The following is a 14,229-nucleotide window of genomic DNA, read 5'->3' on the forward strand; positions in this document are numbered from 1 at the left end:
CCCGCGCTATCGGATTGCCCGCTAAATTTTCCCATGCAGCCATGCTCGAAGCCTCTCGAACGGAGTCGAAGAATGCCCACTAAATATTCATTATCTGATGTGTTGGAAAGGATTTATCAGAATCAGCTTGGGCTGGAGGCAGCCCTAATGGAGCTAACACTCCAGGTCGAAGAGAGGGGGTTTACCGAGATCGGAGAAAACGTCCGCTCTGCGCTTTTTGTCATTGGAGAAAATGCCGGCTATATCAAGCAGGGCTTGGCGAAACTCAGAGCAAAGGAAACGGACTAGGCCTCAAAAACTCAATGAATTTTGTCGACCGCTTTGGTGTTATCCACAGGGTGATTATCGAAGCGATTTGACGATTCAAAAACCTTCCAACACCCCACCTAAAATCCCCCCGTCTTATATCGAAATGAAACAGATTGATGCGTTCGGGTACACATATCCGTCATCCGAATGAAGTCTTTCCCCAAACCTAGGAATTTAGGCTACACGACGTGGCGCCTTTGCCTACGAACACACCAGAATGCTCTGTCTTGTACGCATTGGTGAGGCTCCGTAACTTGATCTTGGCCGCTGAATCAGCGGTCGAAATTAATTGTCCGGGGCAATGTCGAGGCAGTAGCTTCAGTCAGGCTAGTAACATTTTAGCTGTTAGCAGGACGTCTCTAGGTGAGCCGAACAGCTCACCTCCCCCCGGCCGAATAACCTCTTCATAGCAGTTTCCGTTCACGTTCACCCGAACTGGAAGCCAAGCAAAAAGGATATAAAGCCATGAACAGTGCAACATCAAATCCTCCAGAATCTGACGCGACTTCCAGCTGTCTCCCCCCTGATTCAGAGAGGTTTCAGGAAGCCGCAGAACGCGCCCTCGACCACTACCTCAAACCAAAATCGCCCTCACGCAATTCCGTGGATCGCGGCATGCAGATGTTCGTTGTCGCCCCCGACCTCAACCCCGAAGCCATCGCCATCCAGACCTACGAAACCTTCTCGTCGGTGAGCATTCTGCTGCTGGATCTGGCGGACAGCCTGGAAGACAAACCACGGCATCTGGCGATGGCGATCTATCAGTTGAGCGAGATGGGTTTGTTGCTGGCGGAGAAGACACTGGACAGTGAGCGGGCGATTGCCTTGAAGGCTTGAAGATCAAAAGATCGCCGCCTGCGGCAGCTCCTGCAGGAAAATTGCATTTCCACTGTAGGAGCTGCCGCAGGCGGCGATCTTTGGTTTTGGCTGTATCAGGCAGATGCCGGCAGGGGCTGAAAACTGAAGTACTGCTTCAACGCCTGCACCAGTTGCGCATATTCCGGCGGCGGGCGTTGCAGGCTGAAGCCGGCGTCGTAGTGCATCGGGGTCGCGTCTTCATGGCACCACAGGCAGCACGCCGTCAGGTCGATGACCTGCTGGCAGCCATCGCCGAGCGGAATTTTGAGACGCAGACTGAAATCGACACCGGTCATCATCGGTAACTGGCTGATGAGCATCAGCCCGTCTTCGGACACATTGCCCAGAAAACCGATGGGTTTGTCGGTGACGCTGTTGAACACCCTGAGGAAGTACGGCAACTGGTGCCGTTCGATTCGTCGGTCGGTAAACATGCGAGGTACGCCACGCAAGGCCCCATCACAGAGCCGCACCTTTGCTTCGGAACACGCCTGTGTCACAGACACGCTCTCCCCGCTTCCGGTGGCATGGTCGCCAATACGCCATCGCCTCAACATCGACCAGTCGCAGGTGTTGCCCCATGTTTAGAGGCCAGACTCTAAACCGGATCACTGGACTATAGCTCAACCTGTACAGTCAGCCAGCGTTTGTATGACATCCGGCATCAGAAGCGTTGCGCACTCGGCACCGCCGCCGCACTGCGAGTCGGGTAATGTCCCAGGCTCTGCAGGGTTTCCAGGCGGGCGCGGGCGCGGAAGGCGTATTCGCTGTTGGGGTACGAGGCGATGATGAACTGGTAGGTCTGCGCAGCGTCGATGTACATTTTTTGCCGTTCCAGGCACTGGCCGCGCATCATCGACACTTCCGGCCACACATACGGACGGGCCCGGCTGGCGCGTTCGACCTTGGACAGTTCGAGCATCACCTGCTCGCAATTGCCCCGGTCGTAGGCGCTGTAGGCGTTGTTCAAATGATGGTTCATCGACCAACGGGTGCAGCCCGTGACGGCGAGGACGCTGAGGGCAAGGGCGGCAATGGGCAACAATCGCATGGGGAGGTTCTCCTGTCTTGAGCTCTGTATCGACCCCTGGTCGTAAATCTTCAGGCGCGTTTGTCCCAAAGTTGCCACGTTCAATAAAGAAAACAATAAGTAGTGCAAACGAACAATGACTACACCCCAAGAGCATAGTAGCCTCTGCTAGCGCTTGAACTCAGGAGTCTTTGCATGTCCGTCCGTCGTACCAAAATCGTCGCTACCCTTGGCCCGGCCAGTAACTCGCCGGAAGTTCTCGAACAGCTGATTCTGGCTGGTCTGGACGTTGCCCGTCTGAACTTCTCCCACGGCACCCCCGACGAGCACAAGGCTCGCGCGAAGCTGGTGCGTGACCTGGCGGCCAAGCACGGCCGTTTCGTCGCCCTGCTGGGTGACCTGCAAGGCCCGAAAATCCGTATCGCCAAATTCGCCAACAAGCGCATCGAGCTGAAGATCGGTGACAAGTTCACCTTCTCCACCAGCCATCCGCTGACCGAAGGCAACCAGCAAGTGGTCGGCATCGACTACCCGGATCTGGTGAAAGACTGCGGCGTGGGCGACGAGCTGCTGCTCGACGACGGCCGCGTAGTGATGCGCGTCGAAACCGCCACTGCTACCGAGCTGCACTGCGTGGTGACCATCGGCGGCCCGCTGTCCGACCACAAAGGCATCAACCGTCGCGGTGGCGGCCTGACCGCACCAGCCCTGACCGAAAAAGACAAGGCCGACATCAAGCTCGCCGCCGAAATGGAAGTCGACTACCTCGCGGTGTCCTTCCCGCGTGACGCGGCTGACATGAACTACGCCCGTCAACTGCGTGACGAAGCCGGCGGCACTGCCTGGCTGGTGGCGAAGATCGAACGCGCCGAAGCCGTGGCCGACGATGAAACCCTCGACGGCCTGATCAAGGCTTCCGACGCAGTGATGGTTGCTCGTGGTGACCTCGGTGTGGAAATCGGCGACGCCGAGCTGGTGGGCATTCAGAAGAAGATCATTCTGCACGCACGCCGCCACAACAAAGCGGTGATCGTTGCGACCCAGATGATGGAGTCGATGATCCAGAACCCGATGCCAACCCGCGCCGAAGTGTCCGACGTGGCCAACGCCGTGCTCGACTACACCGACGCCGTGATGCTCTCGGCTGAATCCGCCGCTGGCCAGTACCCGCTGGAAGCTGTGCAGGCGATGGCACGCATTTGCGTCGGCGCTGAAAAGCACCCGACCGGCAAGACCTCCAGCCACCGTATCGGCAAAGAGTTCGAGCGCTGCGACGAAAGCATCGCCCTGGCGACCATGTACACCGCCAACCACTTCCCGGGCGTGAAGGCGATCATCGCCCTGACTGAAAGCGGCTACACCCCGCTGATCATGTCGCGCATCCGCTCCTCGGTGCCGATCTACGCCTATTCGCCACACCGCGAAACTCAGGCGCGTGCAGCGATGTTCCGCGGCGTCTACACCATTCCATTCGACCCGGCTTCGCTGGAACCGCATGAAGTCAGCCAAAAGGCGATCGACGAACTGGTCAAACGCGGCGTTGTGGAAAAAGGCGACTGGGTCATCCTGACCAAGGGCGACAGCTACCACACCACCGGTGGCACCAACGGCATGAAGATTCTGCACGTTGGTGATCCACAGGTCTGAGTGATTCGCTGAAAAAACAAAGCCCCGGCATGCGAATGCCGGGGCTTTTGGTTTTTTGATCCTATAGATTTACTGGCTGATCCGGCCCCTTCGCGGGCAAGCCCGCTCCCACATTGGAATGTGTTCCAATTGTGGGAGCGGGCTTGCTCGCGAAGAGGCCCGCGCGCTCAGCAAAGATCTCAATGCCGTTTGATAAATCCGGTCAACGCCGTCAACGCCTCCGGCGAGCGCAGTCGCTGAGTGAACAACGCGCCCTCTTCCTCGATTACTTTACGGATCAGCTCGCGATCCGGCGCCTTCATCAATTGCTTGCTGATGCGCACTGCATCTACTGGCAGTTCATCGAAGCGAAACGCCATTTCCCGCGCCTTGCTTAAGGTCGCTTGGCCGCTCCCCAGCGCTTCAGTGGCAATGCCCCACTGCGCCGCCTGCTCACCGCTGAATCCTTCGCCGAGCAGCAACAGCTCCGCCGCTTTCGCGTGTCCGAGCAAACGCGGCAGGATCAGACTGGAGCCGAACTCCGGGCACAGCCCGAGGTTGACGAACGGCATGCGCAACCGCGCGTCGTGGCTGACGTAGACCAGATCGCAATGCAGCAACAACGTGGTGCCGATGCCCACCGCTGCGCCGGCCACAGCGGCGATCACCGGTTTGCGGCATTCGAGCAGGTTGAGCATGAAGTGGAACACCGGGCTGTCGAGGTCGCTCGGCGGTTGCTGGATGAAGTCGGCGATGTCGTTGCCGGCGGTGAAGCAATCGGCGCTACCGGTGATCAGCACGGCGTTGATGTCAGGATCGTTGTCGGCCAGCCTCAAGGCCTCGGCGAGGTGGCTGTACATCGCGCGGGTCAGGGCGTTTTTCTTGTCCGGGCGATTGAAGCGCAGGGTGAGCAAACCGCGTTCGCGTTCGAGCAGGATGGCTTCGGTCATCAGCGTTACTCAACATTTAAAAGGGCTGACAAAGTTCTTTTGGTGAGGCAAAACTTCTGTGGTGAGGGGATTTATCCCCGATTGAGTGCGCAGCACTCACAAAATCCCGGGGCCGCTGCGCAGCCCATCGGGAATAAATCCCCTCGCCACAGGAGTTCACCTTCACACGAGACTCAGCGCTTAACTGCGGGACAAAAACACATCGGCCAGCAGTTGATTGCGCGGCAGTCCGGCCAGGTACAGACGCTTGGCAAACGCATCGACGCTGGCGGTTGAGCCGCAGACTAAGGCCAGGGTTTGCCGGGAAACAAGGCGCAGTTGCGCCAAAGCGGCGGCTGACTCGGCCGCCGTCCACAGCTCGACGCTGAGGTTTTCGCGCTGCGCGGCAAGCGCCGCCAGGGGTTTGGCCAGATAGTGCTCGCGGGCGTCATGGGCCAGGTGAATGACGCGGATGGTGCCTTGATGATCCTGGCGCAAGGCTTCGCGCAGCACACCGAACAACGGGCCCAGCCCGGTGCCGGCCGCCAGCAGCCACAGCGGGCGCGAGTGCCAGTCCGGGTCGTAATGCAACGCGCCGCCGCGCAGTTCGCCGAGGCGGATCGGGTCGCCGATCTGCAGGCGCCGCGCCGCATCGCTGAATTCGCCGGGCTGGCGACAGTCGAGGTGAAATTCGAGAAAACGGTCTTCCTGCGGCAGGCTCGCCAGCGAATACGGTCGGGCGATGTGGTTGATCCACAGCACCAGATGTTGCCCGGCGCTGTAGCGCAGCGGTCGCTGCGGGGTCAGGCGCAAACGCAGGACGTTATCGCTGAGCCAGTCCAGCGCCTCGACCACCGCCGGGCGCCCGTCGGTGACGGGGTCGAAGGTGTGTACCTGCAAATCTTCCGTGACCTGACACTGACAAGCCAGCCGCCAGCCTTGCTGGCGCTGTTCGGCGCTCAAGGCATCCGGGCGACTGTCGGCGGGCAAGCCGCTCACGCACTGCACCAGACAGGCATGGCAACTGCCGGCGCGGCAGCTGTAAGGCACCGCGACGCCGTGCTGATTCAGCGCGTCGAGCAAATTGCTGCCCGCCGCCACCGGCCATTGCCGGTCACCGACGCGAAGTTCAGGCATCCACATTCTCCCATGCCGCTGCACAGCGATTGCGCCCGTCGCGCTTGGCCCGGTACAGCGCCTGATCGGCACACTGCAAGGCGTCGTCCAGATCATCGCCCAGCTCCAGCAGGGTCATGCCCGCCGACAGGCTAAGGCTGCGCACGTTCAGGCCCACCAGTTCGACGTCGGTGAAAGCAATGCGCAGACGTTCACAACAGGCCGTCAGGCGTTCGGCATCGCAGTCGGGCAGCAACACCACGAATTCCTCGCCACCGTAACGCGCCAGCACGTCGCCATCACGCAGGCAGGCACCTGCCACGCCGGCGAACGCCTGCAACACCTGATCGCCCGCGGCATGGCCGTGCAGGTCGTTGATACGTTTGAAGTGGTCGAGGTCGATCAGCGCCAGACCATGTACCACGCCTGGTTCCATCTCCGCCAGCTCCCGTGAGGCCAGACGCAGAAAATGCCGGCGATTGAACAGTCCGGTCAGTTCATCGGTGGCCACCAAATCTTCGAGTTGGCGCATCATCCCGCGCAGGGTGTCCTGATGCGCCTGCAAGGCAAACCGGCGCTGGCGCATGCGCTGCCGTGAAACCTGGACGAAGCGTGCATAAATCACCAGCCAGGCCAGGACCATCGCCAGAATGCACACCTGCAACGCCGCCAGGGCCGGATCCGGCAGACGGAAGTGGTAGCCGTCCCAGAGGGTGATCGCACAGAAACTGAAGAACACCAGCAGCGCGCAACGAATGAACGCGCGCCGGGTTAAATGAAACAGGCCGAACAGCAGGATCAGCACGTAGAACACCAGAAACGCGCCGCGTGCTTCGTCCAGATGAGCGATCAGCCAGGTCTGCCAGCCGAGCCCGAGCAGCACTTGCGCTTCGGTCAGGCTGGGGTCGGCAAAGCGCTGGTTGCGCCCGGACCAGAACAGCGTAAACAACGTCGCCTGGCAGATCACCACCAGCGCGCTGCCGATCGCCACGCTGTTCAATGATTGCGGGTAATGCCCGGTGAAAAACGCCAGCCACAGCAGCAGCAAAGCCAATCCATAGGTGGCTGCGGCGAGGGCAAAGCGCTTGAGCAAAAGACGTTGAATGGCGTTATGGGTCAATCGTTGACTCACCGTGCGATAGGAGGCTGACCGAGTGTCCTACTCTACAGACCGGATGCCACTTTAGAGGGGCGGTCGATAAATGACCACCGATTTTCGGGCTCGAAAATTGACGTCAAAAGTGTGGCCTCAAAAGCCCCTCACCCTAGCCCTCTCCCCGAGAGATAGGGAACTGACCGCATTGTTTATTTGAGATACGCCGACCTGATACATCATGCCGAACTCAGGTTTTGAATTCGCCACAAATCGGCTCCCTTCCCCCCTCGCCCTCTTGGGGGAGAGGGCTGGGGTGAGGGGGGTGGGTATTGAAGTGCAAACCCGATGTTCGATATTCGCCCAACCATGCGACCAACGAATGACTGCCGACGCGTGTATGCCCCGAAGAGGCGCGGTATACTGCCGCGCCTTTTTAGCGTCGCGCCAGCAGCCCCGGCGTGCCTTGAAAGGTGCTTGCGACCGACCGATGTACCCAAGCCGCAGGCACCTTATTGAATGTTCCCGTCTTTTAGAGGAGCGCGACTCATGACCGTGATCAAGCAAGACGACCTGATTCAGAGCGTTGCCGACGCCCTGCAGTTCATTTCCTATTACCACCCCGTGGATTTCATCCAGGCGATGCACGAAGCCTACCTGCGCGAAGAATCGCCAGCGGCCCGTGATTCGATCGCGCAGATCCTGATCAACTCGCGCATGTGCGCCACCGGCCACCGGCCGATCTGCCAGGACACCGGCATCGTCACCGTGTTCGTGCGTGTGGGCATGGACGTACGTTGGGATGGCGCGACCATGAGCCTGGACGACATGATCAACGAAGGCGTGCGCCGCGCCTACAACCTGCCGGAAAACGTCCTGCGTGCCTCGATCCTCGCCGACCCGGCGGGCGCTCGCAAAAACACCAAGGACAACACCCCGGCAGTCATCCACTACTCCATCGTCCCGGGCAACACCGTGGAAGTGGACGTGGCGGCCAAGGGCGGCGGTTCCGAGAACAAGTCGAAAATGGCCATGCTCAATCCGTCCGACTCGATCGTTGACTGGGTGCTCAAGACCGTTCCGACCATGGGCGCCGGCTGGTGCCCACCGGGCATGCTGGGCATCGGTATCGGCGGTACCGCCGAGAAAGCCGCAGTGATGGCCAAGGAAGTGTTGATGGAATCCATCGACATTCACGAACTGAAAGCCCGTGGCCCGCAGAACCGTATCGAAGAGATCCGTCTGGAGCTGTTCGAGAAGGTCAACCAACTGGGCATCGGTGCCCAGGGTCTCGGTGGCCTGACTACCGTGCTCGACGTGAAGATCATGGACTACCCGACCCACGCCGCTTCGTTGCCGGTGTGCATGATCCCGAACTGCGCCGCCACCCGTCACGCGCACTTCGTGCTCGACGGTTCTGGCCCGGCATCGCTGGAAGCGCCATCGCTGGATGCCTACCCGGAAATCGTCTGGGAAGCCGGCCCGTCGGCCCGTCGCGTCAACCTCGACACCCTGACCCCGGAAGAAGTGCAGAGCTGGAAGCCGGGCGAAACCGTCCTGCTCAACGGCAAGATGCTCACCGGTCGCGACGCGGCGCACAAGCGCATGGTCGAGATGCTGAACAAGGGTGAAACCCTGCCGGTGGATCTGAAAGGCCGCTTCATCTACTACGTCGGCCCGGTTGATCCGGTCGGTGACGAAGTGGTTGGCCCGGCTGGCCCGACCACCGCGACGCGGATGGACAAGTTCACCCGTCAGATCCTTGAGCAGACCGGCCTGCTGGGCATGATCGGCAAATCCGAGCGTGGCCCGACCGCGATCGAAGCGATCAAGGACAACAAGGCCGTGTACCTGATGGCCGTGGGCGGCGCCGCTTACCTGGTGGCCCAGGCCATCAAGAAGTCCAAGGTGCTGGCCTTCGCCGAGCTGGGCATGGAGGCGATCTACGAGTTCGAGGTCAAGGACATGCCGGTCACCGTCGCGGTGGACAGCAACGGTGAGTCGGTACACATCACCGGCCCGGCGATCTGGCAACAGAAGATCGCCGAAAGCCTGGCGGTAGAAGTGCAGTAAGCGTTTCGCAGCTGTAAAAAGGCCGGCCCGTCATACGACAGGCCGGCCTTTTTTATGCCTGGGAGAACGACACATACCTTGGGCTTGAGCGCACCTGTCAGATCTGACAGGTGTGCGCTGCCATGATTGTTGTTAGCGTCAATCCATCTGCGTCTTCGCCTGTGCAATGTATGTGACTCATGGCTGATCAAGACCTCAGTATCACCCCGCCCTCCATCGCCAAGAGTTCGACGATTGCCACTTTCAGCAAGCGTTTGGTTTGTTCGAGTGACAGCGTCGAAAGCCTGACACAGGCCACGCAAGCCATCATTGGCGAGCTGGCTTATACCCGCACCATGCTGCTTTCACACTCACACCGGTTCACGGCGGTCTGATCAGGTAACGCGTCAGACGAGAAGGACGGGCAGGCCCATGCTATCGTGCCCGCCCGTCCCTCTATCCATTAGCCCAGCATGCTGCCGACTTCCCGTACCCTGCGTTTGTCGTTGTACACCCTGCTGATCATTGCCGGTGCGGCCATCGCCGCGACCCTTGCCATCCGCCACGCCGAACGCCAGGCGATGGAGGAAGACGCCACCCGCGCCAGCCAGCAATTGGCGCTGTATGCCAACTCGTTGCACACCCTGATCGACCGCTATCGCGCCCTGCCCGCCGTGCTGGCGCTGGACCCGCAATTGCGCAGCGCGCTGGCCGGGCCGGTGGGCGCGGAACAACAGAATGTGCTGAATCTGAAGCTGGAGCAGATCAACGGCGCGGCGCAGTCCTCGACCCTCGAGCTACTTGATCACAGCGGCCTCGCGGTGGCCGCCAGCAACTGGCGCCTGCCGAGCAGTTACGTCGGCCACAACTACGGTTTTCGTCCGTACTTCAGCCAGACCCGCACTCAGGGCAGCGGGCGCTTTTATGCGGTGGGGGTGACCAGCGGCATCCCCGGCTATTTTCTGTCCAGCGCGGTGCTCGGCGACAATGCCGAGTTTCTCGGCGCGATGGTGGTCAAGCTGGAGTTCCCCGAGCTTGAGCGCGAATGGAGCCAGGGCAGCGACACGCTGCTGGTCAGCGATGCACGCGGGATCATCTTCATCGCCAACCAGCCCGGCTGGCGCTATCGCTCGTTGCGGCCGCTGGACAGCCGCGACATGGACGAGATCAAGCGCACGCGCCAGTACGACAAACAATCGCTGATCCCGCTGACGCACTTGTCGCTGCGTCACTTCGACGACAACAGCGACCTGCGCCGGGTCGAAGGCCCGGACGGAACGGCGGACTACTTATGGGAATCGCTGCCGCTGGCCACCGAAGGCTGGACCCTGCACCTGTTGCGCCGCCCGCAAGTGGCTTTCGAAGACTTACGCAACGCCGGGCTGGCCGCCGCAGGTGTATGGCTGGCGCTGGTGTTTTTGCTGCTGTTCCTCAATCAGCGCTGGCGCCTGTCGAAAGTGCGTCAGCGCAACCGCGAAGAACTCGAACAACTGGTCGAAGAACGCACCCGCGATCTGCGCACCGCGCAGGACGGTCTGGTGCAATCGGCCAAGCTCGCGGCGCTGGGGCAGATGTCCGCCGCACTGGCCCACGAAATCAATCAACCGCTGACCGCGCAACGCATGCAGTTGGCGACGCTGCGCCTGCTGCTCGAACATGGCCGCGTCGATGATGCGTACAAGGCGCTCAAACCGGTGGACGACATGCTCACGCGCATGGCATCGCTCACCGGCCATCTGAAAACCTTCGCCCGCAAGAGCCCCAGCGGCCTGCGCGAACGGCTGGATCTGGCGACCGTAGTCGATCAGTCGCTGCAACTGCTCGATGCGCGCCTGCGCGACGAACAGGTCAGTCTGGTGCTGCACCTGACGCGTCCGGCCTGGGTGCGTGGTGATGCAATACGCCTCGAACAGGTGCTGATCAATCTGCTGCGCAATGCCCTCGATGCAATGCAGGGCAAACCGTGCAAGCGCCTGGAAATTCGCCTGGAGGTGGACGAACAACTGTGGCGCCTGAGCGTGATCGACAATGGCGGCGGGATTGCCGAACAGCACCTGAACCAGGTGTTTGACCCGTTCTTCACCACCAAACCGGTGGGTGACGGACTCGGCCTCGGGCTGGCGGTATCCTTTGCCATCGTGCATGAATCCGGCGGGCGTCTGAGCGTTGAAAATGGCGAGGCCGGCGCGGTGTTCAGCCTGACCCTGCCGATCGATCTGGAGGCACACATCTGATGCTCAACTCGGTGATGGTGGTCGATGACGAAAGCAGCATTCGCAGCGCTGTCGAGCAATGGCTGAGCCTGTCGGGGTTCGAGGTGCAGTTGTTCAGCCGCGCCGAGGATTGCCTCGCCGCACTGCCCAGCCACTTCCCCGGGGTGATCCTCAGCGATGTGCGCATGCCCGGGCTCAGTGGGCTGCAGTTGCTGGCCGAAGTGCAGCGCCGTGACAGCGATTTGCCGGTGATACTGCTGACCGGTCACGGCGATGTGCCGATGGCGGTCGAAGCCATGCGTGACGGCGCCTACGACTTTCTGGAAAAACCGTTCAGCCCGGAAACCCTGCTCGGCAGCCTGCGCCGGGCACTCGACAAGCGGCGACTGGTATTGGAAAACCGCGCCCTGCACGAGCAGGCCGACCACCGCGCCAGACTCGATGCGACGCTGCTCGGCGTGTCCCGTGGCATGCAGACTTTGCGCCGGCAAGTGCTGGATCTGGCGGCGCTGCCGGTCAACGTGTTGATCCGTGGCGAAACCGGCAGCGGCAAGGAACTGATCGCCCGCTGCCTGCATGATTTCGGCCCGCGCGCCGACAAGCCCTTCGTGGCGCTGAACTGCGCGGCGATCCCCGAGCAGTTGTTCGAAGCCGAGCTGTTCGGTCATGAAAGTGGCGCGTTCACCGGCGCTTCCGGCAAGCGCATCGGCAAACTGGAATATGCCGATGGCGGCACGTTGTTCCTCGATGAAATCGAAAGCATGCCGCTGGCTCAGCAAGTGAAATTGCTGCGGGTGTTGCAGGAGCAGAAGCTGGAGCGCCTCGGCTCGAACCAGAGCATTCGTGTGGATCTGCGGATCGTCGCCGCGACCAAACCTGATCTGCTGGATGAGGCCCGGGCCGGACGTTTTCGCGAAGACCTGGCGTATCGCCTGAACGTCGCCGAACTGCGCCTGCCGCCGCTGCGCGATCGCCGCGAAGACATTCCGCTGCTGTTCGAATCGTTCGCCTTCAGCGCCGCCCAGCGTCTGGGCCGCACGTTCCCGCCGTTGAGCGGGGCGCAATTGAGCCACCTGCTCAGCCACGACTGGCCGGGCAACGTGCGCGAACTGGCGAACGTCGCCGAGCGCCAGGTGCTGGGGCTGGATGAGCCGGTGCAGGGCATCGATCCGGGCCAGTCCCTCGCCGCGCAGCAGGAAGCCTTTGAAGCGCAATGCCTGCGCGCGGCGCTGACCCGGCACAAGGGCGATGTGAAAGCGGTGCTGGAAGAGTTGCAACTGCCGCGCCGGACCTTCAATGAAAAGCTGCAGCGGCATGGGTTGAGTCGGGAGATGTTTGTTCCGGGCAGCTGAGTTTTGCAGTGTCTGATCGGGCCTCTTCGCGGGCAAGCCCGCTCCCACAGGGTTTTGCGCTGAACACAGATTTTGTGAACACCACCGACCACTGTGGGAGCGGGCTTGCCCGCGAAGAGGCCCGCACAGGCAACATTTATCCATCAGCCCGAATGAGCAATTTTCCGCTCACCACAATCCCGCCATAAGCGGATTTCCGCTCATTAAATCTTAAGCCCCCCTCTAAACCGGCCCTCCCCCCGTTGGCACAGCTCCTGCTATAGCCCAGACAGGCTGCGTTCCAACGCGCTCCACAAAAACAATTAAACGAAGGATCCTTCAATGGATAACTCCAACGCCCTGCCCCTTGGGTCGGCTGCCGCGCCCGCCAAAGAAAGAACCACCGCCAGCCGGATCAAATCGATCTTCAGCGGCTCGGTCGGCAACATGGTCGAGTGGTACGACTGGTACGTCTACGCCGCTTTCTCGCTGTACTTCGCCAAGACCTTCTTCCCCGCCGGTTCCACCACCGCGCAACTGATGAACACCGCCGCGATCTTCGCCGTGGGCTTCCTGATGCGTCCGATCGGTGGCTGGCTGATGGGTCTCTATGCCGACAAGGTCGGTCGCAAGAAAGCCTTGATGGCCTCGGTCTACCTGATGTGCTTCGGCTCCTTGCTGATCGCCCTCAGCCCGAACTACGAAACCATCGGCATCGGCGCGCCGATCCTGCTGGTGTTCGCCCGTTTGCTGCAAGGCCTGTCGGTCGGCGGCGAGTACGGCACCTCGGCCACCTACCTGTCGGAGATGGCGACCAAAGAACGTCGCGGCTTCTTCTCCAGCTTCCAGTACGTGACCCTGATCTCCGGCCAGCTCATCGCGCTGGGCGTGCTGATCGTGCTGCAGAACATGCTGACCACTGAACAGCTGTACGCATGGGGCTGGCGTATTCCGTTCGCCATCGGCGCACTGTGCGCGATTGTCGCGCTGTACCTGCGTCGCGGCATGGAAGAGACCGAGTCGTTCACCAAGAAAGAGAAGTCCAAGGAAAGCGCGATGCGCACCTTGATGCGTCACCCGAAAGAACTGCTGACCGTGGTCGGCCTGACCATGGGCGGCACGCTGGCGTTCTACACCTACACCACCTACATGCAGAAATACCTGGTGAACACCGTCGGCATGAGCATCTCCGACTCGACCACCATTTCTGCCGCCACGCTGTTCCTGTTCATGTGCCTGCAACCGATCATCGGTGGCCTGTCGGATAAAATCGGTCGGCGTCCGATTCTGATCGCTTTCGGCGTGCTCGGGACGATCTTCACCGTGCCGATCCTGATGACCCTGCACACCATTCAGACCTGGTGGGGCGCGTTCTTCCTGATCATGGCGGCACTGATCATCGTCAGCGGCTACACCTCGATCAACGCCGTGGTGAAAGCCGAACTGTTCCCGACCGAAATCCGCGCGCTGGGCGTCGGCCTGCCGTACGCACTGACCGTGTCGATCTTCGGCGGTACCGCCGAATACATCGCGCTGTGGTTCAAGAGCATCGGCATGGAAACCGGTTACTACTGGTACGTGACCGCGTGCATCGCGGTGTCGCTGCTGGTGTACATCACCATGAAAGACACGCAGAAACATTCGCGGATCGTGACTGACTGATCGGGTTTTC

At 60.9% G+C, this 14,229-nt stretch carries 13 protein-coding genes; 8 read left to right on the forward strand and 5 right to left on the reverse strand.

Annotated elements, in window-relative coordinates; translation table 11 throughout:
• The first annotated feature begins 72 nt into the window (after positions 1–72).
• Both ACOYXG_RS20715 and ACOYXG_RS20720 read left to right on the forward strand, forming a co-directional pair.
• The gene (locus ACOYXG_RS20715) at positions 73–288 is read left to right on the forward strand and encodes a hypothetical protein (RefSeq protein WP_007965898.1); all 216 of its coding nucleotides are present in this window, start codon (positions 73–75) and stop codon (positions 286–288) included.
• Positions 289–774: 486 nt separating this feature from the next.
• Complete coding sequence (locus tag ACOYXG_RS20720) at positions 775–1,146, forward strand: DUF6124 family protein (RefSeq protein WP_007965896.1); 372 nt, start codon at positions 775–777, stop codon at positions 1,144–1,146.
• Positions 1,147–1,241: 95 nt separating this feature from the next.
• Here the strand turns inward: ACOYXG_RS20720 and ACOYXG_RS20725 are convergent, their stop codons facing one another.
• Positions 1,242–1,601 carry a PilZ domain-containing protein gene (locus tag ACOYXG_RS20725; protein ID WP_027612508.1) on the reverse strand — a complete coding sequence of 120 codons (360 nt, stop codon included), beginning with the start codon at positions 1,599–1,601 and terminating at the stop codon, positions 1,242–1,244.
• 230 nt (positions 1,602–1,831) lie between these two features.
• On the reverse strand, positions 1,832–2,218 hold the full coding sequence (locus tag ACOYXG_RS20730; protein ID WP_007965893.1) for a tetratricopeptide repeat protein: 387 nt from the start codon (positions 2,216–2,218) through the stop codon (positions 1,832–1,834).
• Positions 2,219–2,392: 174 nt separating this feature from the next.
• Between ACOYXG_RS20730 and pyk the strand changes: the two genes are divergently transcribed.
• Complete coding sequence (gene pyk, locus ACOYXG_RS20735; protein WP_123588637.1) at positions 2,393–3,844, forward strand: pyruvate kinase; 1,452 nt, start codon at positions 2,393–2,395, stop codon at positions 3,842–3,844.
• 179 nt (positions 3,845–4,023) lie between these two features.
• On the opposite strand, the gene ACOYXG_RS20740 is transcribed toward pyk, so the two are convergent.
• From ACOYXG_RS20740 to ACOYXG_RS20750, 3 genes are all read right to left on the reverse strand, one after another.
• The gene (locus ACOYXG_RS20740; RefSeq protein WP_460353714.1) at positions 4,024–4,773 is read right to left on the reverse strand and encodes an enoyl-CoA hydratase-related protein; all 750 of its coding nucleotides are present in this window, start codon (positions 4,771–4,773) and stop codon (positions 4,024–4,026) included.
• A 180-nt stretch (positions 4,774–4,953) separates the two neighbouring features.
• Entirely contained in the window at positions 4,954–5,889 is a 936-nt protein-coding gene (locus ACOYXG_RS20745; RefSeq protein WP_460353717.1) for an iron-sulfur-binding ferredoxin reductase, read from the reverse strand.
• Positions 5,882–6,988, reverse strand: a complete 1,107-nt coding sequence (locus ACOYXG_RS20750; protein ID WP_460353719.1) for a GGDEF domain-containing protein — start codon at positions 6,986–6,988, stop codon at positions 5,882–5,884. Before ACOYXG_RS20750 ends, ACOYXG_RS20745 begins: the two co-directional genes overlap by 8 nt.
• Positions 6,989–7,510: 522 nt before the next feature.
• On the opposite strand from ACOYXG_RS20750, the gene ACOYXG_RS20755 reads away from it, so the two are divergent.
• The 5 genes from ACOYXG_RS20755 (at position 7,511) to ACOYXG_RS20775 (ending at position 14,219) form a co-directional block, all read left to right on the forward strand.
• Entirely contained in the window at positions 7,511–9,034 is a 1,524-nt protein-coding gene (locus ACOYXG_RS20755; RefSeq protein WP_027612504.1) for a fumarate hydratase, read from the forward strand.
• Between the two features lie 179 nt (positions 9,035–9,213).
• Positions 9,214–9,408 carry a hypothetical protein gene (locus ACOYXG_RS20760; RefSeq protein WP_027612503.1) on the forward strand — a complete coding sequence of 65 codons (195 nt, stop codon included), beginning with the start codon at positions 9,214–9,216 and terminating at the stop codon, positions 9,406–9,408.
• 78 nt (positions 9,409–9,486) lie between these two features.
• A complete protein-coding gene (locus ACOYXG_RS20765) occupies positions 9,487–11,247 on the forward strand; it encodes an ATP-binding protein (protein ID WP_027612502.1) in 1,761 nt (586 codons plus the stop codon).
• A complete protein-coding gene (locus ACOYXG_RS20770) occupies positions 11,247–12,578 on the forward strand; it encodes a sigma-54-dependent transcriptional regulator (protein WP_460353724.1) in 1,332 nt (443 codons plus the stop codon). The genes ACOYXG_RS20765 and ACOYXG_RS20770 overlap by 1 nt, the downstream gene beginning before the upstream one ends.
• 321 nt (positions 12,579–12,899) lie before the next feature.
• Entirely contained in the window at positions 12,900–14,219 is a 1,320-nt protein-coding gene (locus ACOYXG_RS20775) for an MFS transporter (RefSeq protein WP_098965312.1), read from the forward strand.
• Positions 14,220–14,229: the final 10 nt, after the last annotated feature.

The sequence above is a fragment of the Pseudomonas sp. G3-39 genome (genome assembly GCF_054790485.1).

What these genes read in the sequence shown, in the direction of transcription:
- ACOYXG_RS20715 (WP_007965898.1), top strand. Translation starts at nt 73, where the DNA reads ATGCCCACTAAATATTCATTATCTGATGTGTTGGAAAGGATTTATCAG.
- ACOYXG_RS20720 (WP_007965896.1), top strand. Translation starts at nt 775, where the DNA reads ATGAACAGTGCAACATCAAATCCTCCAGAATCTGACGCGACTTCCAGC.
- ACOYXG_RS20725 (WP_027612508.1), bottom strand. Translation starts at nt 1,601, where the DNA reads ATGTTTACCGACCGACGAATCGAACGGCACCAGTTGCCGTACTTCCTC.
- ACOYXG_RS20730 (WP_007965893.1), bottom strand. Translation starts at nt 2,218, where the DNA reads ATGCGATTGTTGCCCATTGCCGCCCTTGCCCTCAGCGTCCTCGCCGTC.
- pyk (WP_123588637.1), top strand. Translation starts at nt 2,393, where the DNA reads ATGTCCGTCCGTCGTACCAAAATCGTCGCTACCCTTGGCCCGGCCAGT.
- ACOYXG_RS20740 (WP_460353714.1), bottom strand. Translation starts at nt 4,773, where the DNA reads ATGACCGAAGCCATCCTGCTCGAACGCGAACGCGGTTTGCTCACCCTG.
- ACOYXG_RS20745 (WP_460353717.1), bottom strand. Translation starts at nt 5,889, where the DNA reads ATGCCTGAACTTCGCGTCGGTGACCGGCAATGGCCGGTGGCGGCGGGC.
- ACOYXG_RS20755 (WP_027612504.1), top strand. Translation starts at nt 7,511, where the DNA reads ATGACCGTGATCAAGCAAGACGACCTGATTCAGAGCGTTGCCGACGCC.
- ACOYXG_RS20760 (WP_027612503.1), top strand. Translation starts at nt 9,214, where the DNA reads ATGGCTGATCAAGACCTCAGTATCACCCCGCCCTCCATCGCCAAGAGT.
- ACOYXG_RS20765 (WP_027612502.1), top strand. Translation starts at nt 9,487, where the DNA reads ATGCTGCCGACTTCCCGTACCCTGCGTTTGTCGTTGTACACCCTGCTG.
- ACOYXG_RS20770 (WP_460353724.1), top strand. Translation starts at nt 11,247, where the DNA reads ATGCTCAACTCGGTGATGGTGGTCGATGACGAAAGCAGCATTCGCAGC.
- ACOYXG_RS20775 (WP_098965312.1), top strand. Translation starts at nt 12,900, where the DNA reads ATGGATAACTCCAACGCCCTGCCCCTTGGGTCGGCTGCCGCGCCCGCC.